Source organism: Sulfurovum sp. XGS-02 (assembly GCF_023213175.1).
GTDB lineage: Bacteria > Campylobacterota > Campylobacteria > Campylobacterales > Sulfurovaceae > Sulfurovum.
In genome coordinates this window covers 975,408-997,086 of sequence record NZ_CP093312.1, presented here as the reverse complement: position 1 = coordinate 997,086, position 21,679 = coordinate 975,408, and the positions used below count along the sequence as shown (strand labels likewise).

26 protein-coding genes and 2 tRNA genes are annotated in these 21,679 nt (G+C 39.1%); 16 read left to right on the top strand and 12 right to left on the bottom strand.

The genetic code is table 11. The annotated features are described in order from the left end of the window. Nucleotides 1-41: 41 nt before the first annotated feature. On the top strand, nucleotides 42-383 hold the full coding sequence (locus MN086_RS05020; protein ID WP_248576965.1) for a hypothetical protein: 342 nt from the start codon (nucleotides 42-44) through the stop codon (nucleotides 381-383). A 212-nt stretch (nucleotides 384-595) separates the two neighbouring features. On the opposite strand, the gene MN086_RS05015 is transcribed toward MN086_RS05020, so the two are convergent. Both MN086_RS05015 and truD read right to left on the bottom strand, forming a co-directional pair. Next, nucleotides 596-961 carry a hypothetical protein gene (locus MN086_RS05015; protein WP_248576964.1) on the bottom strand — a complete coding sequence of 122 codons (366 nt, stop codon included), beginning with the start codon at nucleotides 959-961 and terminating at the stop codon, nucleotides 596-598. Nucleotides 962-1,057: 96 nt separating this feature from the next. Next, on the bottom strand, nucleotides 1,058-2,125 hold the full coding sequence (gene truD / locus MN086_RS05010; protein ID WP_248576963.1) for a tRNA pseudouridine(13) synthase TruD: 1,068 nt from the start codon (nucleotides 2,123-2,125) through the stop codon (nucleotides 1,058-1,060). A 195-nt stretch (nucleotides 2,126-2,320) separates the two neighbouring features. On the opposite strand from truD, the gene MN086_RS05005 reads away from it, so the two are divergent. The 4 genes from MN086_RS05005 to MN086_RS04990 all read left to right on the top strand — a co-directional run bounded on the left by MN086_RS05005 (nucleotide 2,321) and on the right by MN086_RS04990 (nucleotide 5,654). Then, nucleotides 2,321-2,797 (top strand): hypothetical protein, encoded by a 477-nt coding sequence (locus MN086_RS05005; protein WP_248576962.1) that lies wholly within the window; start codon nucleotides 2,321-2,323, stop codon nucleotides 2,795-2,797. Between the two features lie 120 nt (nucleotides 2,798-2,917). Beyond that, complete coding sequence (locus tag MN086_RS05000; RefSeq protein WP_248576961.1) at nucleotides 2,918-3,592, top strand: phosphoglycolate phosphatase; 675 nt, start codon at nucleotides 2,918-2,920, stop codon at nucleotides 3,590-3,592. Then, entirely contained in the window at nucleotides 3,589-5,046 is a 1,458-nt protein-coding gene (locus tag MN086_RS04995) for an FAD-dependent oxidoreductase (RefSeq protein ID WP_248576960.1), read from the top strand. The genes MN086_RS05000 and MN086_RS04995 overlap by 4 nt, the downstream gene beginning before the upstream one ends. Further along, entirely contained in the window at nucleotides 5,043-5,654 is a 612-nt protein-coding gene (locus MN086_RS04990; RefSeq protein WP_248576959.1) for a hypothetical protein, read from the top strand. The genes MN086_RS04995 and MN086_RS04990 overlap by 4 nt, the downstream gene beginning before the upstream one ends. Nucleotides 5,655-5,667: 13 nt before the next feature. On the opposite strand, the gene MN086_RS04985 is transcribed toward MN086_RS04990, so the two are convergent. Next, nucleotides 5,668-6,495, bottom strand: a complete 828-nt coding sequence (locus MN086_RS04985; RefSeq protein WP_248576958.1) for a thiamine-phosphate kinase — start codon at nucleotides 6,493-6,495, stop codon at nucleotides 5,668-5,670. Between the two features lie 142 nt (nucleotides 6,496-6,637). Between MN086_RS04985 and MN086_RS04980 the strand changes: the two genes are divergently transcribed. The 6 genes from MN086_RS04980 to MN086_RS04955 all read left to right on the top strand — a co-directional run bounded on the left by MN086_RS04980 (nucleotide 6,638) and on the right by MN086_RS04955 (nucleotide 12,613). Then, entirely contained in the window at nucleotides 6,638-7,696 is a 1,059-nt protein-coding gene (locus MN086_RS04980; RefSeq protein WP_248576957.1) for a hypothetical protein, read from the top strand. Between the two features lie 140 nt (nucleotides 7,697-7,836). After that, on the top strand, nucleotides 7,837-9,564 hold the full coding sequence (locus MN086_RS04975; protein ID WP_248576956.1) for an FAD-binding protein: 1,728 nt from the start codon (nucleotides 7,837-7,839) through the stop codon (nucleotides 9,562-9,564). A 10-nt stretch (nucleotides 9,565-9,574) separates the two neighbouring features. Then, on the top strand, nucleotides 9,575-10,564 hold the full coding sequence (locus tag MN086_RS04970; protein ID WP_248576955.1) for a succinate dehydrogenase/fumarate reductase iron-sulfur subunit: 990 nt from the start codon (nucleotides 9,575-9,577) through the stop codon (nucleotides 10,562-10,564). A gap of 9 nt (nucleotides 10,565-10,573) precedes the next feature. Then, nucleotides 10,574-11,464 carry a CoB--CoM heterodisulfide reductase iron-sulfur subunit B family protein gene (locus MN086_RS04965; RefSeq protein WP_248576954.1) on the top strand — a complete coding sequence of 297 codons (891 nt, stop codon included), beginning with the start codon at nucleotides 10,574-10,576 and terminating at the stop codon, nucleotides 11,462-11,464. Nucleotides 11,465-11,723: 259 nt separating this feature from the next. Next, nucleotides 11,724-12,110 (top strand): class II SORL domain-containing protein, encoded by a 387-nt coding sequence (locus MN086_RS04960; protein ID WP_008242758.1) that lies wholly within the window; start codon nucleotides 11,724-11,726, stop codon nucleotides 12,108-12,110. A 248-nt stretch (nucleotides 12,111-12,358) separates the two neighbouring features. Beyond that, the gene (locus tag MN086_RS04955) at nucleotides 12,359-12,613 is read left to right on the top strand and encodes a DUF3862 domain-containing protein (RefSeq protein ID WP_248576953.1); all 255 of its coding nucleotides are present in this window, start codon (nucleotides 12,359-12,361) and stop codon (nucleotides 12,611-12,613) included. A gap of 92 nt (nucleotides 12,614-12,705) precedes the next feature. On the opposite strand, the gene MN086_RS04950 is transcribed toward MN086_RS04955, so the two are convergent. Together MN086_RS04950 and MN086_RS04945 are read right to left on the bottom strand one after the other, a co-directional pair. Further along, nucleotides 12,706-13,116, bottom strand: coding sequence for a hypothetical protein (locus tag MN086_RS04950; RefSeq protein ID WP_248576952.1), 411 nt, complete (start codon nucleotides 13,114-13,116; stop codon nucleotides 12,706-12,708). A gap of 114 nt (nucleotides 13,117-13,230) precedes the next feature. Next, nucleotides 13,231-13,515, bottom strand: coding sequence for a hypothetical protein (locus MN086_RS04945; RefSeq protein ID WP_248576951.1), 285 nt, complete (start codon nucleotides 13,513-13,515; stop codon nucleotides 13,231-13,233). Nucleotides 13,516-13,677: 162 nt separating this feature from the next. On the opposite strand from MN086_RS04945, the gene MN086_RS04940 reads away from it, so the two are divergent. Then, entirely contained in the window at nucleotides 13,678-13,932 is a 255-nt protein-coding gene (locus MN086_RS04940; RefSeq protein ID WP_248576950.1) for a hypothetical protein, read from the top strand. A 78-nt stretch (nucleotides 13,933-14,010) separates the two neighbouring features. Here the strand turns inward: MN086_RS04940 and MN086_RS04935 are convergent, their stop codons facing one another. After that, nucleotides 14,011-14,931: a NifU family protein gene (locus MN086_RS04935; RefSeq protein ID WP_248576949.1), complete on the bottom strand. Its 921-nt coding sequence runs from the start codon at nucleotides 14,929-14,931 to the stop codon at nucleotides 14,011-14,013. A gap of 205 nt (nucleotides 14,932-15,136) precedes the next feature. Here MN086_RS04935 and MN086_RS04930 point away from each other — a divergent pair, with 205 nt between their 5' ends. Both MN086_RS04930 and MN086_RS04925 read left to right on the top strand, forming a co-directional pair. Then, the gene (locus MN086_RS04930; RefSeq protein ID WP_248576948.1) at nucleotides 15,137-15,400 is read left to right on the top strand and encodes a hypothetical protein; all 264 of its coding nucleotides are present in this window, start codon (nucleotides 15,137-15,139) and stop codon (nucleotides 15,398-15,400) included. A 33-nt stretch (nucleotides 15,401-15,433) separates the two neighbouring features. Further along, on the top strand, nucleotides 15,434-16,099 hold the full coding sequence (locus tag MN086_RS04925) for a uracil-DNA glycosylase (RefSeq protein ID WP_248576947.1): 666 nt from the start codon (nucleotides 15,434-15,436) through the stop codon (nucleotides 16,097-16,099). 45 nt (nucleotides 16,100-16,144) lie between these two features. Here the strand turns inward: MN086_RS04925 and acs are convergent, their stop codons facing one another. Both acs and MN086_RS04915 read right to left on the bottom strand, forming a co-directional pair. Next, entirely contained in the window at nucleotides 16,145-18,088 is a 1,944-nt protein-coding gene (gene acs / locus MN086_RS04920; protein ID WP_248576946.1) for an acetate--CoA ligase, read from the bottom strand. A 111-nt stretch (nucleotides 18,089-18,199) separates the two neighbouring features. After that, entirely contained in the window at nucleotides 18,200-19,234 is a 1,035-nt protein-coding gene (locus MN086_RS04915) for a bifunctional 3,4-dihydroxy-2-butanone 4-phosphate synthase/GTP cyclohydrolase II (protein ID WP_248576945.1), read from the bottom strand. A gap of 163 nt (nucleotides 19,235-19,397) precedes the next feature. On the opposite strand from MN086_RS04915, the gene MN086_RS04910 reads away from it, so the two are divergent. Beyond that, a tRNA-Gln gene (locus tag MN086_RS04910) sits at nucleotides 19,398-19,472 on the top strand. Nucleotides 19,473-19,546: 74 nt separating this feature from the next. Beyond that, a tRNA-Met gene (locus MN086_RS04905) sits at nucleotides 19,547-19,623 on the top strand. A gap of 26 nt (nucleotides 19,624-19,649) precedes the next feature. On the opposite strand, the gene MN086_RS04900 is transcribed toward MN086_RS04905, so the two are convergent. The 4 genes from MN086_RS04900 to MN086_RS04885 form a co-directional block, all read right to left on the bottom strand. After that, nucleotides 19,650-19,841, bottom strand: a complete 192-nt coding sequence (locus MN086_RS04900; protein WP_248576944.1) for a hypothetical protein — start codon at nucleotides 19,839-19,841, stop codon at nucleotides 19,650-19,652. Between the two features lie 233 nt (nucleotides 19,842-20,074). Beyond that, nucleotides 20,075-20,686, bottom strand: coding sequence for a hypothetical protein (locus tag MN086_RS04895; protein WP_248576943.1), 612 nt, complete (start codon nucleotides 20,684-20,686; stop codon nucleotides 20,075-20,077). Nucleotides 20,687-20,730: 44 nt separating this feature from the next. Continuing rightward, nucleotides 20,731-21,357, bottom strand: coding sequence for a fumarylacetoacetate hydrolase family protein (locus MN086_RS04890; RefSeq protein ID WP_248576942.1), 627 nt, complete (start codon nucleotides 21,355-21,357; stop codon nucleotides 20,731-20,733). Continuing rightward, nucleotides 21,358-21,669, bottom strand: coding sequence for a hypothetical protein (locus MN086_RS04885; protein ID WP_248576941.1), 312 nt, complete (start codon nucleotides 21,667-21,669; stop codon nucleotides 21,358-21,360). Nucleotides 21,670-21,679 lie beyond the last annotated feature (10 nt).

The following is a 21,679-nucleotide window of genomic DNA, read 5'->3' as shown; positions in this document are numbered from 1 at the left end:
ATTTTTAGCTACTCTATAGCACAATATCCTACAATGCCGCTATGTATAACAAGAAAAAAGAAAGATTCTATATCTCAGAACTGCTGGATGATCCTGCTGTACCCTACCCTTCCTATTATGTTCTTAGCAGTGCTATGCATCAAAATGAGATGCTGCAAACAGCATTGATTGCCCTGCACAGTTTTGATTTCACCTATTATGAAACAGCCAAAAGCTATGAAGATATTTTTGCCATGTTTCACTCGGGAACCTTCCCAATCTACAAAGAGAAGTATATTGTAGGATATTTCGGAAATAAAATGATGTATCTGGAATCGAACGGATGGAAAGGAATGCCTGCTACAGAGGAGATTTTCAAAATGGAAAACTGGCTTGTCTGCTAGGTTTAAAAAATAATTTGAACAAATTTTAGTTATAAGTTTTAAATTAAGACTAATTTTATCTTATTTAGATACAATTCGCACATATCTTAGGTATGGCAGTTTTTTTTATTCTTCCTCCTTTTAGAAAAACATTGTTGTCTCGACTACCAACGAAACAAACCCAACCTTGCTCTACCTAAGATAAAATTCCCTTCAATTTACAATTTCAGTGACTATCTATATCTGTGGCGATTGTCATATTGTTTTCTATTTTGATAGTAACCGTAATGACCTACACGTGCACGATAACGGTGACCATGATGGTATCTGTATCCTCTATGGTAGTAGTGTCCATTTCTAAATCTCTGTCCTTTATAGTAGTAAAATCCATCACGATAATATCCGCCATAGTAATATCTGCCATCGAAATAATAGTAGGGATGACCATAATAGTGAGGATAACTGTAGACTGAGGCAGCTATAACACCAACACCTACACCAGTGGCAAATGCTCTCTCCTGGTGATTACATGCATTAAAGATCAATGCTGAAACAAGTATGCTTTCTGCACTTATGAGTTTAAGATTTCTTCTTCTCATGATACTTTCCTTTGTAGTGATCATTGAATTAAATCATAAACTAGTAGTGTGTAATAAGTGTGAAATCATTCACGTATCTAAGGGGTTACTTGCGATCTATGCTTCTCCGCCTCTTAGAACATCCAAGACGTTTGTAGCGTAACAGCCCTTAGGCAAAGCAAAGCTTAACTCATAATGGGCTTTCTCTTCTACATAATTTTTGCTGATCTCGGTGACCTGTATCCATGCATAGCGTCTGGCACCATTTAAATTCATATCTTCTGCAAAAGGTGCTTCTATCAAACCGGCAACACCTTGAGCCCTGTTTGTCTTTTTCCCGGGAAGCAGTCCTGCTGGTGCGATATCTTTGGCTTGGAAGCGTTTGGCTTCTTCTTCCAGGTTCTCTACCGTAAATAAACGACCGTAAGGATAGTGCATCATTACATCTCCCTCTACCAGTTTAAAGAAGTTTGGCTGGGACTTTGTACCTCTGAGCGAGCCTTCAGGCAAGTTCAATACCTGTTCCGTCTCAGACTCAGTGAATTTTTCCAGCAGGTGATTGAGTTCCATACGTTTGGAGAGCCATTGATTGAAAAGATAGCTTTGGTAGGCGCCCATCAAAAACTCTTTTGTTTTTCTGTCACGTATTTTGAGTTTTCCATCTATGAGTTTTTTCCCGTCTTCCCAGTTGTTCCCGTCTGTACCAAAGCGCTGGTTTCCAAAATAGTTTGGGACACCATTGGCTTTTATCCAGCTCAGTACAGAATCCAGTTTATCTTTTTGTACACCAAGTACTTTTTTCAAACGAATTTTAAAACGATTCCCTTTTAGATGCCCTACCCGTATCTTATTGTTATGACGGACCATAGATAAGATCTTGATCTTCTCATGAGTAAAGGTTTTTAACTTCTCTTCAAATTTTGCTGGCAGAGAGATGTACTGTATCGTCATGGCATGTTTGTCTTTTAACCCCGCATAGCCCATATCACGGCGGCGTATACCTACATGATTGGAAATGACATCAAGCATATCCCATGTCGTTAACTCTTTTTTACGTACTTTGAGTACCAGGTGTTCACCCTCACCCGTAAACTCATACAGAGGTATCTCTTCTACGGTAAAATCTCTGGGAGAAGAGTTAAATACAAATTCATTTTTGACGTTCAGTGGGTAGATTAGTTTCATTTGATTCTTTCTATTTTAGTGAGTGATATTTTAGCTGAAAGGTTATTAAGTTACATATCTAACGAGAAAAGAGATCGAGAGCTATACTCTCTGCATCTCTTGAGAGCTTTTTTTCTTGGGAGGGTTATAAGTTAACTGATATATAATGCTTCATATACACTATAGTTGGTATCAGAAAAATAGCAGGTTAAATGTATGAAAAAAATATCTATGATCATCATCATTGCTTTAGTGTTGGGAGGAATGAAAGGATACTCTTTTTGGCAAGAGAGCTTGGCCAACGCTGCACTTACAGCTGTGACATCCGAAAAACTTAAGCATAAAATAGAACTCTCCAGGCTCAAAAAGTCTCATGCGAAAAAAATAGCTAAGCTAAAACGCAGGCATCAAAAGAAATTGGCCAAAGTAAAAGCCAGAGAAAGGGCTAAAGCAAAAATACAGAGAACCCTGTCGGCTATGCCATTCATGGGTATTGCTGCTTTTGGGTTATTTGAAAAACTCGAATATGATACTTGGAAGAATGAACACCCGGCAGGCACATTTGAAGCGTATACAAATGAGATCGCTTTTGAAATGAATGAAGTACTTCAAGAGGAATACCAAGAATATTATGAAAGTTATCAGAAATTTCTCTCCACCTATGAAAAGAAGCATAATCACACAAATCTGTAACAATACTATAGTATGAAAGTTGCAACTTTTCCGTAGATTAAGCATTTTTAGATAAAAAATGTATAATCAACCGGAATAATATAAATAAGTTATATAAAAAATCAGAACAAGGTTTTAAATTTGAAATTTACTCAGAAAGAAGTCATTTTATTTGACCTGGATGGTACACTGATCGACAGTGTACCGGACTTGGCAGTAGCAGTTAATCATATGTTAAAAGCATTACATCGTGAGACATTCAGTGAAGATACGATCCGTTACTGGGTGGGCAACGGGGCACAAATGTTGGTAAAACGTGCCTTATCAGGACAGACAGAGATAGATGAAAATCTCGATCCGGTCCTGTTTGAAAAAGCTTTAGAGATCTTTTTAACATTCTACGGACAAAATCTATGTATCGATACGGCTGCCTACCCCAATGTATCCGATACGCTACATACCTTAAAAGAGAAAGGGTACCGTTTGGTGATCGTCACCAATAAACCCTTTGATTTTGTCGGACCTATCCTCAAAGCACTGGGGCTTGACGGCGTATTTGACTTTTGGTTGGGTGGAGACAGTTTGGAGAAAAAGAAACCAGATCCCCTGCCCTTACTGCATGCTTGCGAGCATATGCATGTCAGTGTAGATCAGTGTGTAATGGTCGGTGACTCTAAAAATGACCTATTGGCTGCCAATACCTGCGGTATGCAAAGTGTCGGTGTGACATATGGGTATAATTATGGTGAAGAGATCGGGGTATATGACCCGACATGTATCATAAATGATTTTTCGGAGTTAAATGCACTGCTATGAGTATGATAGAAAAGAGTAAAGTAAAAATTGCCATTATTGGGGGAGGTGCTGCAGGATCAAGTGCAGCACTCTATTTTGGTCAGCTTGGACTCAATGTGACACTCTTTGAAAAGGATGAAAGTCTAGTGAGCGGTCCACCTTGGTGTCATTTGCATGCAGGAGGTAATCTCTATCGTGAAATCTCTGATACACAGTGCATTACTTTACTGAAACAATCCATAGACTTTTTACGCTTCTACCCTTTTGTTGTTGATTACAGACCTACGGTCATCGTGTTACCCACAACGGACAGTTCTACCCCGGAGGCACTTCTGCCCCGCCTGAAATTACTGACAGATGAATATAAAGCCCATATCGCCAAAGACCCAAAAAATGAAGTTTTGGGAAAACCGGAAAACTATTATCAGGTTTACAGCAAAGAGGAGATAGAACGACTCAGAGAAAAAACAGTGGTCCAAAGACCAGAAACCTCTGATGAGTGGATGATACCAGTAGCCAAAAACATAGATCTAGATAAAGTACAGTTTCCTCTTATCATGGTTCAAGAGTATGGGCTCAATCTCTTTAGGCTTTCCGCAGCTGCTGAAATGACCCTTAATGCACTGGAGTGCGTTACACTGAATACAAATACCGTCGTCTATAATGTACAGCAAAATGTTGAAACGGAAGGGTGGAATATAAGTTATGTCAAAGAAGATGTCAGCCATACAGATTCTTTTGATTATCTCATCAATGCTGCAGGCTTTAGAACAGGAAAGATCGATGATCTCCTCGGAGCACCATGCAAATCGATGGTAGAGTTCAAAGCAGCCTATGTGAGTCACTGGGATGGGTGTGAAGGTACACAATTTCCCGAAGTTGTTTTTCATGGAGAACGAGGTACGCCACGAGGTATGGGACAGTTCACTCCCTATCCAGGGGGTTATTTTCAGCTGCATGGCATGACTAAAGAGATCACACTTTATGAAGATGGCCTGGTTGCAAACTCTCTAGTAAGCTGCCAACCCAGACTGGGGCAGGATTTTATCGACAAGATTGAAAAATCCTGGACCCAAGAAGAGACAGAAAAACGTACAAAAGCGGCTATCGAACATCTTTCTCAGTACATGCCCTCTTTTCATACGGCAACGGTAGGAAGCAAACCACTTTTTGGAGCACAGCAGATCCCTGGAGATGACCCGACTTTACGTGTTGCAGAAGTCTCTTTCCCCCGAGAACGTTATGCCAGATGCGAGATCGTCAAAGTCTCTTCAGTCTTGGATATGGTAGATGCTATTACAGAACAATTCATTGCATTAGGATACCTGGAAGCCAATATTCTAGGTAAGCGTGACTTTACACATGCTACAGAGTTGGATGAAACTTCGTTAAAACAGAAAGCAGAATCCATCGCAGTAAATCGTGACTATCCACGTGCATTAGCCAACAGAAATATTTCAAAGCAGGTTTCATGAAACTCTTTTTCCTTATACTTTTTACGATAAACATCCTCTTTGCTTCTGCAGAACTTGAACATGTCACACTGGGAAATCAAGACTTTTCCATAGTCACGGAGTCTTATGATATTTATGACTCTAAGGGTGAAGTGATGAAGTTTTATAAAGAAGAACGCAACAATGACCTTACATTTGTATTGAGTTTGATCTTAAAAGATAAAACGGGTACCTGTGCAGATAAAAGTATGCAGGAAGGCGCCTATGAGATCAACGGTACGACTATCACGCTTTACAGTTTTTGGGACAGGAAAGGTAAAGTGTATGACACGCCTTACGGGGCAAGGATACAGCAGTATGAAGTGCTCCCGGATCATACGGTCGTTTTAAGATCAAGTAAAATCTATATAGAAACAGCAAGAAAAAGCTATGACCCGGAGAGTGGGATGAAGTATCTTTTTACTCCACCAAAAACAGCATTAGAAAAAGAGGCACTCCAAGGCTATGTCAAGTCTGTAGAAAAGGTATATAAAGGCGTCTTTGTGTTCGGTGAGGAAGCAAAGATACTTCTAGATGGAGTGCACGAGGCATTTAGGAGACAGATGAAGGCTCAATGGCAAAGCCAATGAGTTTTTTGATTGACTAAAAGTGGTGACTTTTACACTTATACCTGTCATTGTTCTTAGCCACTTTGGCAAACACAGTTAAGGGTGTTTTCGTCTCTTCGGCGATCTGCATGACTTCACTGTAATGCTCTGGTGCAAAACTTACCAACATTTCATACTCCTCTCCGCTAAGCCCTATATCATCGTCGATCTTTTCGAACTCATGAAATCCATATTTATTAATATCTAACATCTTGTTCGTATCACAAAAGAGTCCATCTGATATGTCCATACCTGTGTGTAACAAAGGTCTTGCTTTTGTGACAAATGCAGACCTTAATATAGGCTCAAAAAAGCGAGAATCAGCAGCTATTTTTTCACCCTTGGAAAGCGCATCAAGGTCTCGTTTGCTCTCACCTATTGTCCCTGTATAGGCTAAGAGATCACCCTCCTTTAATCCAGTACGTAAGAGAGGAGCATCACTTTTAGAAATGATGGTAATGGAGAGATGAAGCTTGTCTCCTCCTATCGTATCGCCACCGATGATCTCGCAACCGTACTCTTTTGCTGTATGGTCCATACTTGTCATAAGTTCATCGATCTCATCTTCAGTGACACTGTGAGGCAGAGAGACGGTAATAAGAGCAAATTTCGGCTGAGCATTCATAGCTATGGCATCAGAAATGTTGATAAGCATCGCCTTACGTCCTATCTGTGCGATACTCATCCATTCACGTTTAAAATGTGTATCTTCAAAGAAAGCATCCATGCTGTAAAGTGTATCTCCGACAACAGCGGCATCATCACCTACATACTTTGAATCTAGTTTGTTTATAAGGTATTGTTCCCTATCTTGTTTAGGCATAGTTTCCGTCCTTTGAGCGCTTAAATCTTTAGAATTGGTAGAATTGTAACATAGTTCAAGTGTTTTAGCTTTAGTAAGAGTCAAATAGTCTCATTCATAGTTGTATAAGTTATACTAAACAATCTTTATTAAGGAAATACCTATGTCATATAAACTTGAAATAAGAGCATTCTTTTTTAATGCGAAAACAGACTATCTGCCTTACTACAAAAACTTCACTATCGATCTGAACGATGATGCTACAGCCAAAGACCTGCTTGTAAAGATAAAAGAAGAGAACGAGAACTTCAGTTTCCCGAAACAGAAACTTGTCATGAAGATCAACGGTCTTGTTGTAGAGGCCAAACAACCTGTTTCAGCACTGGTGGAAAGACTTGGAACCTCTTTACAGATTGACCCGGTAAACAGCTACCGTTCCAATGATGGATTAAAGATCAATGACAGTGACTTTATGGAAAGTTTTGAACTTTTGGCTCCGTATACTTCAGAATCAGATCTAAAATACTATAAAACATTGTATGCACTTCATTATGCATCTGAAACAGAAAACTTTGACCGTGAGTACATAGGTGATGCAGTACTGGTGCTGGCACATAAAATGATCACAGAAGGCTCTGAGCATAAAGAAGCCATACTTGAAGCGATCACTTCAGTGAACTCCGGACTCTTTGACTGTGAGTATGAAAACAACCTTTTTAATGCGCAGGACCACAGTACTGCGATAGCTGAGCTCAAAGCTATGGTTAAACCAGACGAAGGGCCTTCGCTCTGTGAAACACTTATGGCACGTTTTTCTAAAAAAGAGGTTGAGGCAGTTGCAGCAACAAGAGCCGGAGAGACGATAGAAAACCTTGAAGAGAAACAGGTTGCACATTATCATGGTCCAGCTTCCCATGACGTAATACATGAGTTAGTTGCTCAAAAAGGTATGAAAGGTGTGCACTTTTCAAGATCGGGAAAACTTGCCGGACTTGAGATACTCGAAGAGAATAAAGCACTTGCGTTAAAAAAAGCCGGTGCTATACTTTTAGATGCCTATGACCGTGGCGCTGAAGTGCTTGTGGTTGAAGATGTTGATGTCCTTGATATGTTCAAGAAAAATTTTACTGCTATAGAAAAAACGATAGGTAGAAAGATAAGAGGTTTAGAACTCATCTCCACAAATGATTTTGTTTCACAACTGAATTCTATCGCAGCCTGATCCAGAAGTAGCGTTGGCTGAATTGCCACGCTACGAAACAGTACACCTCCCCAATTTTCATCACTTATACCAATTTCTAACGAAAATTAATGCTAAGAAGATATAATAAAGCCAAATTGTTACAAAAGGATATAGATACTATGAGCAAAAACTCAGATATTAAAATCTACGAATATGACGCAGTCATCGTTGGTTCTGGACTGGCTGGACTGGCAGCAGCTAAAGAGTTGACAGAAGCAGGGAAAAAGACAGCGGTCATTACAAAACTTCACCCATTAAGATCTCACTCAGGTGCAGCACAAGGTGGAATTAACGCCGCTCTTGGTAAAGATGACTCTACAGAACTACATGAGTTCGATACGGTTAAAGGTTCTGACTATCTTGCAGACCAGGATTGTGTTGAATTGATGTGTTCAAAAGCGCCTGAGACTATCAGATGGGCAGAGCGAATGGGAGCTGTATTCTCAAGAAATGAAGAAGGTAATATCGCTATCAGACCTTTTGGTGGACAGTCTCAACCTAGAGCATGTTATGCAAAAGACAGAACAGGACTTACACTGCTTCAGACTATTTATGAGCAGGCATTCCGTGCAGGTGTAGAAATATTTGATGAGTGGTATGCTGCTGATCTTCTTTATGAAGATGGGAAAGTATCTGGTGTTGCAGCCTATAATATCCGTAATTCAGAACCGGCTATATTCAATGCAAAAGTGACAATGTTTGCTACAGGTGGTCATGCTAGAGCCTATAGATTTAACTCAAATGCACATGCGAATACGGGTGATTCACTCTCTATCGTAGCACGTCATGGTCTCCCTCTTGAAGATATGGAGTTTGTTCAGTTCCACCCAAGTGGACTTGGTGGTTCAGGTGTACTTATCTCAGAAGCTGCACGTGGTGAAGGTGGACGTCTTTTTAACTCAGAGGGTGAAAGATTTATGAGCAAGTATGCACCAAATGCCATGGAGCTTGCTTCACGTGACGTTGTATCTAGAGCGATCATGGAAGAGGTACGTCAAGGTAGAGGTGTAGGTAAAGATGGTCAGTCTGTCAACATCGATCTTACACACCTTGATCCAGAGATCATTTTGACACGTCTTCCGGAGCTTCGTGAACTTGCTATAGCGTTCCAAGGACAAGATATGCTTAAAGAGCCTATTCATATTTCGGCAACAGCACACTACTCTATGGGTGGTATTCCTGTTAATATCAACTGTCAGGTTCGTCAAAACCCAAGAGAATTGGTAGAAGGTTTCTACGCGGCAGGTGAGTGTTCATGTGTATCTGTACATGGAGCAAATCGTCTGGGTGCAAACTCTGTGCTTGAAGCCCTCCTCTTTGGTCGTCATGCCGGTGAAAACATGATCAAGGCACTGGATGAAGGTATAGAATTGCGTAAAGCCTCTGCTTCAGATGCAGACAGAATGATCGAAGAGATGCAGAAGATCAAAACGTCAAACGGTATTGAAACGGTTCCGGGACTCAGAACTGAACTTCAAAACGGGATGACTGCTGATGCAGGTGTATTTAGAAGTAAAGAATCGTTAGAGAGACAGATGGCACTTATCGATGATCTTTTGGAGAGATTTAACAATATTCGTATTGATGATAAGTCAGACACCTATAATACAGACCTTCAAGAAGCTTTAGAGCTTGGACATATGTTAGAGTTCTCTAAATTCATTGTTGTTGGAGCACTGAACAGAGAAGAGAGTCGTGGTGGACACTACCGTGAAGACTTCCCTACAAGAAATGATGAGAAGTTCTTGAAGCATACCTATGCATATATGGATAAAGATTTCAACATTACTCAAGAATGGGGTGATGTAGTGCTTGGTAAATTTGAGCCTAAAGAAAGATCATATTAAGGAGGTCATGATGAGTGAAACTAGAAAAGTAACAATAAAAGCATTCAGATTTAATGCTGAAACAGACTATCTTCCATACACAAAACAGTATGAAATGGAAGTAGGAAAAGATGATTTGATCCTTGACCTTATGAACAGAATTAAATGGGAACATGATGGAAGTTTCTCTTATAGACGTTCTTGTCGTCACGGTATCTGTGGTGCATGTGCGATTAAAGTCAATGGTAAAGCGGTTCTTGCCTGTAAGCAAAATGCCATTGAACTCTTAGACCTTTTTGATAATGATATTACACTTGAGCCAAGTTCTAAAAAACGTGCTATCAAAGATATGATCATTGATAAATCAGATTTCTGGGAAAAACATGCAGCGATCAAGCCTTATGTAGTTGCAGATGTTGATCCTCACCCAACAGAGGAGACAAAGCAGTCTATTGCAGAGTTTAATAACTTCCTGGATTCTGATCTTTGTATCCAGTGTGGTGCGTGTCACTACTCTTGTCCTGCACTTGAAGTGAACCCTGAGTTCTTCGGACCGGCTGCCTTTGCTGCTGCTTATAGATTTACTGTAGACACCAGAGACAGTGCAGGTGCAGAACGTCTAGAATTGACTGCTCAACCTAGTCAAGGTGTTTGGGACTGTGTGAAATGTTATGAATGTGCAGAAGCATGTCCAAAAGAGATCAACCCTATAGAGAAGATCGGAAAACTTCACAATATGCAGTTTGAACAAGGTATTGCTGAGAGTAATGTGGCAACACGTCACGCAGAAGGCTTCCTTAGAGGTATGAAAAAGTACGGTTATCTTGATGAAGCAGATATCGTTACCTATTCTGAAGGTTTACTAGGTGCAGCTAAACACATAGGTACTGCGATGAAAATGATGAAGAGCGGTAAAATTCACTGGCATTCAGGCGTACCGTTCATTGACAGTATTCCAAAGATCAAAAACTTGGATGAAGTTCAAAAATTGATTGAAATTTCACAAACAAATAAACTGTAAGGAGAAAAGATGAGCGAACAATTACACTATGCATTATTTACAGGATGTACTGCTAAGCAGTCTACACCTGAGTTACTATCATCTACACTTGCAGTAGCTGATAAGTTGGGTATCAAGATCACTATACTCGAAGAAGCGAGTTGTTGTGGTGCGAGTCACCTACAGGACTTTGATGAGTTTTTAGCACACGTACTGAATGCCAGAAACATCTGTTATGCAGAAAAACTGGGTCTTACGATGATCACTATTTGTAATACATGTCAGCTGAACTCTGCGATGACAAAACATGCCCTTGACACTGATCCTGAGCTTAAAGCAAGAGTGAATGAAAAACTTGCAGAAGTCGGACTTGAGTACAAAGGGACATCCGAGATCAAACACTTCCTCTACACGCTTATCGACGAGTATGGTTTGGAGAATGTTAAAAATAAGGTAGAAGTACCACTGAGTCACTTTAACATAGCACCATTCTATGGTTGTCATAATATCCGTCCTTCTGAATTGCATGAAGAGGCGAACGGTCATGAAAACCCGTACAACCCTACTTCACTTGACAGTCTAATCGATGCACTTGAAGGGAACCCGGTAAACTATGAAAGCAAAAACAAATGTTGTGGTTTCCACGTAGAGCTTCAAGCGAACCACACATCTGAAGTACTTGCGGGTAATGCCCTGTTAGATGCTATGGATAACAATGCTGATATGATGGTCACACCATGTCCACTCTGTCACTTGAAAATGGATACATACCAGGACAGTATAGGTAAAGTGATGGGCCGTGATGTAGAACTTCCAGTACTTCATATGCCGCAAATGGTTGCACTAGCACTTGGATGTACAGAAAAAGAGATCGGACTTAACTTCCACGTTCAAAAAGCAAAACATCTTTATACAGCATAATTATCGCTGCCTTTTAGACCATTCAGACACTCACGTTCAGAATGGTCTGACCCTATACGTTTCTTAATCTTCCCATATATCACTGCCCTCTTTTCACCGATACTATTAACATATGACGATGAACCACGTGACTCAATTTGACTTTTTTAGACTCTATTTGGGACATAAAGATAAAAATTAAATAAATAAGACAATTTTTATCCTAATTAATTTTATTTGTGCTATAATAATCTCACAAAAAAATAAAAAAGGAAAAAATATGCCAAAAATCAACAAATACCAAGACATTTCAGAGATCGATAGAGAAGCGAAAAAAGACCTTATCGACAGACACTCTCCATTCATTCACTGTGCAGATACTGCAAAAGCTGGTGAGCCGTTTGAAGTAACTGTAAAAATGGGTAACGAGTATACTCACCCAGATGATTTTGATCACTTTATCGAGTCTGTAACACTTTTCGATGGTGATACTCAATTAGCAAAAGCTACATATGTACCAGGAACTCTTGGTAATACTAAAGCGCACAACACAACAACATTCACTATCATCCCAACTGGTAAAAAGCTTAAGCTTAATGCACACGGGTACTGTACTAAACACGGTATCTGGGAAGGTACTGAAAAAGAAGTAACAGTAGAAGCGTAAGCAGCTATTGCTTTTTATACTAAAGCCCCTATTTTAGGGCTTTAGATTATTCTTCATCACTTCTAACCTCTTTTAAAAACCAAATATCATTACGATCAATTATTAAACAGTGAGTACTGTTGGAAAATCTTTTTTTGAATCACTTATTTATGAGTTCTCTTTCTTAACTTTTGTTATAATCCCTATACGAAAAATATGAATCATACACGTATGAATCTGCTAAACACATTATATATCAAAGGAAAAACTTGAAAAAAAGATTTTTAATCATCATTGGGATCATCCTATTATTCAATGGATGCAGCAAAGTTACAAAAGAGAATTACGATAAAATTAAGAGCGGTATGACATACGAGGAGACTGTAAAGGTTCTGGGTAAACCTGAGGGGTGTTCAGAAACACTGGGAATAAGTAACTGTGAATGGAAAAATGATGATGCAACAATTGCTATTACATTTATTTCAAATCAAGTGACGATCACTGTCGCAGAGGGTCTTAAATAGGACGAAGCCTTATAGGTATGTTCTGGCGTTTTATACACCTGTAAAATTTATTCCCATCAAAATGATGGGAACATAAGATCAAACTACTGCTCTTAATCTGCAGCCAGCTTCATAGAAATTGCTTCTTTGAGTTCATCCAAGCTTCTGTCTACCCTATTATCAATTCCTAGTCTTCCAGGGTTCATAGCTATTTTATCTACAAATTCTACTTGAATAGTATCTGCCGTATAATCTACTTTTGCATACACAGTCATACGTTTATTCTGATGTCTGTTCTGATATCTATATGTGTAGTAGTCTTTATTTTTGATACTTTTTTTGAAATAAAGTGATTGTGAAGCATTATGCATAGCTGGTTTATATTGTGTCCACCCATTTTCGGTAGCAGCATTTTGAATGGTACTGGCCATTTTTTCTTCTTTTGTTGTCATTTTGGACGCTGCAAATCCGTTAGAAACCAGTAAAAAGCTTGCGATAGTTGTAAGTGTTAATAATTTTTTCATGAGTCTATTCTCCTAAATATGTATATGTTTTTAATTATTTTGTATTGGTAAACTATTTATATACGAACAATCACACGAGTACATACCAATGAATGTAGATAGTGTGATCGTGCTTTAGGAGAATTTAGGGGGTTTAAAGATGTTGTTGAGATAGAGTTGATCTACAATAGGTGCAGTAAAATCATAAAGTGTATAAAATCTTGGCTCTTTTAAAGACAGTTCTGTAGTATTCACAAGTAGCTTCTCATCTAACTTCTCTTCTGAACCCTGCTCTTCAAGTGAAACTTCTATTTTGGTTTCTGAAGTATTTTCAATAAATGTAGAGGAAGAACCATCAAAGAACATTACATTCAACATAACAAGGATGATCGCTAAAAAATATACTTTATGTGACTTCATTGGTCAGATATTAGCATACTTAAGTCATTATGTCAATATTGATCCCTTGATATACTCTTGCATATCCTCTTCTCTACGTTTGAAAATGGAGAAAACATTTTTATTTTCACACCTTTAACTATCTTTTGCTACACTACGTTCATAAAAGAAGAAGGGTTACAAATGAACATGCAAGAGATAGCAGACAAGTGTGAAAAAAAGTTTTTGGAAAAAATAGAAGAGAAAATGGGTGACAGTTCGATCGTACCTTTACCGGTGATCAAAAGATACTGTCGTATGCTCACGATCTATTGTGATTCAGAAGGTAAAGTAACTGAAAGCTTTATAAAATCCATGGAAAAATGTATTGAAGAGATTAAATCAGTAGAGGGAATGGATGAAATCTTCGATGAATGCAATCAATGTCCTGAAGATTAATAGAAACGGGTCTAAATAATAAACAAAGACCATGCGATCATGCATGGCCTTTAAAAGATATGGATCATTCTTATATCATTAAATTGCAATGACATAGATATTTGGATCGAGTTTATCTCTCAGTGCATTTTGTATGGCCTGGAGTGTACCGGTACCTGAACTGGAACAGTCGCTGCATGCACCAAGATAACTGATATACACCTCAAATATCTCACCATTCTCTTTGACATTAAGTACATCTATGTCTCCACCATCCATAATTAGAAACTGTCTTACCGTGTTATCAATCGCAGTCTCAACAGCCATGATCCTATACTCTGGATTTAACTCTCTAAAAGGTATAGCAGCCAGAGCCTTCTCTGCCTCTTCTTCCTCTTCCAATAATTTTTGGTGCTCCTCTATGTAGGCTAAAAGGTTCTCTTTACAATCAGTGTCCATGGACCCTGCTTTTGTGTACTCTACAAGGCATTCTAATGTATCAATGTTATGTAACTCGATAGACTCTTTGATGGAGGCAATGCTCATTGGGCTATCTTTGCAAGGAACGGTTTTCTCCTCATGGTTCAGTGGTGCATGAATATACTCTTTTACAGCCAGTTTCACAGTATCAAGCGCAAAAGTGATCGTATAGCGTTCAGAAGATGGGAGTGCTTCTATCGTTGGGTTGTCACGCAGCAAGCGTTCTAAGCCTTTGTAAGTGATGTCATTGATCTGCGGTATACTTTTATTCGTACACACGAGTGCCAGCATATGATTGACTGCGATACCAGACGCTATCCCGTCATACGTATATCGTGCCAGTACAATTCTGTCTTCATGTGTGTTTACCGCCCAATGTATTGTAAGTTTGTACCCGAGTGCTTCATCGCCATATGTGTAGCTAAAAAGTGAGGCACCCAGTTCTTTGGCCTCTTCTTCAGAGATAGTACCTAAGTATTTAGGTTCGTTTATAAACATTGCAACCTTGATACCATACTCATCGTTTGTTACTTGATCCATATTGTTTCCTTTAGGAGATAATCTGCACTTTAGCAAGCTAACCTAAAAATAGGCTAAAATATTCTCTAAAATATTTTTAATTTTTTAATTTCTCTCTATTACGTTTAATATGCTATGATTATTCGCATACAGAAGGAGTTAGATTGAAGAAAACTATAACGTTTATGACACTATTCACTCAATATATGGCAGAAATGGATAACAAATGAAAACATTATTCTTATGGATATTGATACCTATAACACTATGGTCAAATACGATGGAGTGTGAGTCTTCACTTACCTTGTTTGACAAGTCGGTCCAACAGAAAAAACCGATCTCTGACGGATTACTTATGATGACGATAGTCTATTGTGAAGATATTCCCCAATATAGGCAAGTGCTTACTCAAATGATAAAGATACTTGATACTGCTCAGATCCAGACTAACACTCTTTTGACTCCCTCTTCACCAAACAATATTCAGTGAACATATTAAGATGTTTGGGAGTATAATATTTCCATGAAAAACCTCCGAAATGCACTTTTACTTAAACAGCTTTATCAGCTCAAACAGCTGGGATACAAATATACATCAGTCACACCATACAAAGAAGATGAACAGAATCTCAGACTTCCAAATACACTCGAGTCACTGAAAAAACAAGCCATGGAGTGTCATCTGTGTGAGCTTAGTAAAAGTCGCCAGAAAGTGGTCTTTGGGGAGGGTGATCCACAGGCAGATATTCTTTTTATCGGTGAAGGCCCCGGTGCGATGGAGGACAGTTCAGGTAAGCCTTTTGTCGGTAGGTCGGGTGAACTGCTCACCAAGATGATAGAAAATGTCTTACTCATCTCCAGATCTGACGTCTACATCACCAATATCGTGAAGTGTCGCCCCCCCAATAATGCAATACCTACGCCAACCCAGGCACATACCTGTCAGCCCTACTTAATGAAGCAGATCGAACTGATACAGCCAAAGCTCATAGTAACGCTGGGGGCAACAGCGTATCATTATCTTACAGGCGATGATACAGATATCAGTAAGGTCAGAGGTACCCTGTACAAACAAAATGACTATACAGTCATCCCTACCTATCATCCAAGTTATTTACTGAGAAACCCAAGTGCAAAAAAAGAAGTATTTGATGACCTGTTGAAAGTCAAAGAGTTGATGGGAAAGTAAGGATAGGAATTCCCCAGGAATATGGGGAATGACAAAGAGAAGAAGTTACGCTTCTCTTGCCTTTGTGACTAACTGTTCAACGATAGATGGATCTTCAAGTGTAGAGATATCCTGCGTGATCTCTTCATGTTTTGCAATAGAACGCAAGATTCTTCTCATGATCTTACCTGAACGAGTTTTAGGCAATCCAGGTACTTCAATGATATGGTCTGCGATGGCAATATTACCGATCTCAGCTGCAAGCAATGCATTGATATGGTTCTTGATATCTTTGTTGATGTGCCCCTCTTTGAGTACGATATAGATGAAAATAGATTCACCTTTAATATCGTGCGGACGCCCTACTACAGCCACTTCTGCCACAGAATCGTCTTTTTTTACTGCTGCTTCTATCTCAGCTGTTCCCATACGGTGACCAGAAACATTGATCACATCATCTACACGACCTGTGATCGTAATGTAGCCCTCTTCATCAATTACTGCACCATCCCCTGAGAAATACACCGGTTTTCCGTCTTTGACCGCGTCACCAAAGTATGCTTTTTCATAACGTTTAGGATCACCCCAGATATTTCTGATCATACTCGGCCAAGGTTTTGTAATACAAAGGAGGCCTGTCTCACCTACTGCTTTAGGTGTTCCGTCTGGATCGATGATCTCTGCTATGATCCCCGGCAGTGCAAATGTCGCACATGCCGGTTTGATAGGTGTCGCACCAGGCAGTGGTGAGATCATATGCCCACCTGTTTCTGTCTGCCACCAAGTATCGACGATGGCACATTTTGAATTACCTACGGTTTCATAGTACCATTTCCATGCCGGTGGATCTATAGGTTCCCCCACGGTTCCGAGTACTCTTAAACTTGACAGGTCATACTTCTCAGGCTCATGTTCCCCCATCTTATGAAGTACACGAATAGCAGTCGGTGCAGTATAGAACTGGTTGATCTTATGATCTTGCACCATTTTCCATGCACGTCCTGCATCAGGGTATGTCGGTACACCTTCAAACATTACTGTCGTTGTCCCAGCTGCCAAAGGCCCGTAAATAATATACGTATGCCCTGTGATCCAACCAATATCTGCGGTACACCAGTAGACATCATCCTCTTTGACATCAAATACCCACTCCATGGTCATTTGTGCCCAAAGGATGTACCCTGCAGTTGCATGCTGTACACCTTTTGGTTTACCCGTACTTCCTGACGTATAAAGTAAGAAGAGCGGGTCTTCGCTGTCCATCAGTTCAAAAGGACACTCTGCATGTTGAGAGGTGATCAGTGTGTTGTAGTCATGGTCTCTACCCTCTACCCAGTTGATCTCTTCATTGTTTCTTTTTACGACAAGTACAGCTTCAACACTTTTACCACCTTGTGAGAGAGCATCATCAACCACTTGTTTGAGCATATAAGGCTTCCCTTTTCTGTAGGCACCATCTGCAGTGATAACAAGCTTCGCCTCTGCATCTTCGATACGGTCTTTTAGTGCTTCTGCTGAGAAACCGCCAAATACGATGGAGTGTATCGCACCGATACGGGTACATGCAAGCATTGCATAGGCAGCTTCAGGGATCATTGGCATATAGAGTACGACTCTGTCCCCTTTGTTTATACCAAATTCATTTCTAAGTAAATTTGCCATTTTGTTCACACGGAGTGAGAGCTGCGCATAAGTAATGTGTTCTACATCACCTCTGTCACCCTCGAACAAGATAGCGGTTTTATCTGCTTTGTCTGCAAGGTGTCTGTCGATACACTGGTTGGAAACATTGAGTTTACCGTTGATAAACCATTTGTAAAACGGTGCATTACTCTCATCAAGTACCTGGTCATAAGGTGCTAACCAATCGATCTTTTCGTCAGCATACTCTTTCCAAAAACCTTCATAGTCTTCTAAAGCCTTGTTTTGTAACGCCCAATACTCATCCATATTTTTAATAGCAGCATTTGCAGCAAGTTCCGGATTTGGGTTAAAAGTCTCTTTTGTCATTAACAATCCTTTGGTATGTGTAGTAGTAAAATCATTTTAACATAGAATTAAGAAAGAAAGTTTAAATAGGAGTATTTACTCCTATTTGTTGGATGTGGTGGTCAATTTGTATTATATGATCTCAATTTTTTCTATGACATCCAGGCCAAAACCTGCCAGTCCGACAAATTCCGTATCTTTATTCGTGGTAAGAAGATTGATGTTCTTGATGCCAAGGTCTTTGAGTATCTGTGCACCCACACCAAACTCTTTGGCTTGTTCGTGAGAAATGATCTTAGTATCAAGGAAGATAAGTGTTCCTCCATTGAGTTTTAAGTATTCTATAGAATTGTTGAGTGCATTAAAACGTTTATCGTCAAGTACGAGTCCAATGTCTGAACCTATATTGTGAAACTTCACATTGGCAGTTTCATGCGGTTTGTAAAACTGTATGACCGTATGTGTTCTCTCGAGGTGGTCACAGTATGTGATCTTCTCTACTTTAATGCCTCTGAGTTCACAATCTTCTTCTTTAATACGTTTGATAAGTTTTTCATGGGCCAAACGGTACTCAACGATATCTGAAATGTAAACGATGGAGAGATCATGCTCTTTTGAAAAGATTTGAAGGTCATCCATACGTGCCATCTTACCATCGTCTTTGATGATCTCACAGATCACAGCAGCAGGAGCCAGTCCCGCCAGCTTACAAAGGTCTACAGAACCTTCAGTATGCCCTGTTCTGACCAAAACACCACCGTCTTTGGCGATCAGTGGAAAGATGTGCCCCGGACGTACAAAGTCTTCACTTACTGTTTGAGGATTTGCCAACTTTGAGATACAGTCATCTCTCTCAGCTGCAGAGATACCTGTTTCAGCATTAGCTGAATCTATGGATACAGTAAACGCTGTTTCATGGGCAGATACATTATTACTTACCATGGGTACAAGATCCAGCTTAGAAGCGATCTCATTGGTGATAGGTGTACAGATCAATCCTCTTGCTTCTTTTGCCATGAAGTTCACCATATCCGGTGTAGAGAAAGTCGCTGCATAAACAAGGTCACCTTCGTTTTCACGATCTTCATCATCCATCATGATGACCATTTTTCCATGTTTAATATCTTCTATCGCTTTTTCTACTCTTTTAATCGCTTCAATTGACATGCAAATTCTCCAAAAACTTTTATACAGTATATAGTATTAATCGTATTATACCTATCTGCTACTTCACTTTAGAAACTTTTTTAAACTTTTCTTTAAAACCCCTTGACATGTGAAGCATATGGTGCTATAATGCCGTCCACATAAGCAGTTAGCTTATAAAGATTGGGGTATCGCCAAGCGGTAAGGCAACGGTTTTTGGTACCGTTATTCGGGGGTTCGAATCCCTCTACCCCATCCATAAGATTTAATCTTGGTTTTATTAAATCAAGATACAATCTCACTTCATTTAAATCGAAAGATTTAAACTTCTGTCGCGGGATAGAGCAGTTTGGTAGCTCGTCGGGCTCATAACCCGAAGGTCGTTGGTTCAAATCCGGCTCCCGCAACCAATTCACTTTTAATTTTCAACTTTTGATTATTCTTTTTTACTTTTAATACTATTGTACAGACTGTATAGTCCAAGTAATATAAAAGGAATACTCAACATATATAAATTCAAACCGGTTATATTTTTTAGCCCAATACTACCAAAATTTATTTCACCAGTGAATAAAGTGGTTATCCCAATAAATATCAAAAATATTCCAAAAAATTTATTTGCTTTCATAAAAGAATTATACCTAAAGTTAAAACCTACTCCTCATAACCCGAAGGTCGTTGGTTCAAATCCGGCTCCCGCAACCAATCATAAATTTCAAATATCACATTAAAACATAATAATAATAATAATAATTTTCTTTAATATTTCATAGGTTACAAGTTGGTGTACCTCGTGATCCGTTGCAAGAGTTAAAAATAAGGTATCTATTAGTAGTTTTATATGTTTGAAGTAGTGTAGCCCTATCTTAGGGCTTCAGTTGCTATCAAGTCTAATGTAGATTTATCTGTAATTTGTGGAAATATTATTTTTACTGCATCCATTACAGCTTTTTTAAGTTGATCTTTCTTGTACTTCTCTTTGACATATATGGCTATTTTAAGTTCTTTTGGTAGATCTGCTCCCAAAGTCTCAAGTGTCTCTTTAGTCGCTCTTATATTGGCATCTGTGATACTGTGCGCAGTCTTTATGGTATTTAGAACCATGAAATAATGTAAAACCCTCAAACTAAGTTCATCTTCTAGCTCAGGTGCATAGAATAAAGGTGATGTCATTTTGGCCGTCTGTGTATCGTTCAGCAGTACATCAAAAATATTCTCTACAGTATACTTAGTATCTTGCATATCCTCTTCTAGTATTGCAACCTCTTCTCTTAATAAAGGGTCATTTAAGTATTCTCTACCTGTTTTAGGCTCTCCTCTGGACTTTCCCTTTATGTATGTATTATAGAGCTCAAGTGATTCGGATTTCTCACCAGAACCTCTCTTGGCTGTCCACTCTATGTATTCAAGTTCTTTTTCTTTATTGGCATAGTGCTCTTTTAATATTTTAGGGTCTAGTTCAAAGTCAAACATGCTACGCCTCCGTCCATTTAGTCTTAGTATCGAAAGTTATTGGTTTAAATTTCATCTTTTAAACGCTTCACTATCCATTCTTTCTCAAGTAAAAGTAATTCTCCTGAAAATATCTGCCCTACAAATTTATCTCCAACGCTATAGGTACCTACACCTTTAGGCGTACCACTCATGATAATATCATTATCTTCCAAAGTCATAAAACTTTGTATCTCTGAAAGCATGGTGTCTGGTTTATACATCATCAGATCATACGTAGCAAACTGTACCAGTGTGTCATTGATATAGAGTTTCATCCCTAACGTACAGATATCTTCACTCAGTGGTATAAATTCACTAAGTACGGCAGAGTGATCAAATGCTTTGGCTCTTTCCCATGGTAAACCTTTGGATTTTAAATGGTTTTGAATATCAGCATGTGTCAGATCAAGTCCAAAACCTATTGCATCTATCTTCTCATCATGTATTAAAAAACAGATCTCACCTTCATAACGGCAATGTTCTGAAAAATAGTAAAGAGTATCACTTATGGCTGAGTTTGGTTTATTGAAAACGACCATACTCGAAGGGATCTCATTCCCTAACTCTTCTATATGTTCGACATAATTTCGACCAATACAAACAACTTTGGATACTTCTAAATCTTGGTTATTATATATAATTGTTTTCATTTACTTTAAAAAATCTTCCATAGCCTTGTTTTGCTCTTCCATTCTCTTATTACCCACATCAACCGACTTTCTTGAATTGCCGACTGCATCGACTCGACTGTCCAGATAGGTATTTACGGGGGTTTTCAGGGTATTGGAGATACTAAGTGCTTCCACTTGCCTTTTGTAGGTATGTGCAGGAGTATCAATGTAGGGTTTTTCGTTGCTTTGAACAGGAGTAGGAGTTGTTTGTTCCACTTCTGTATCCTCACCACCGGTGAAAAGAAGAAGGATCGCTAAAATGACGAACATCAGGATGCCAATGGTTTTCATGAGGGTACCT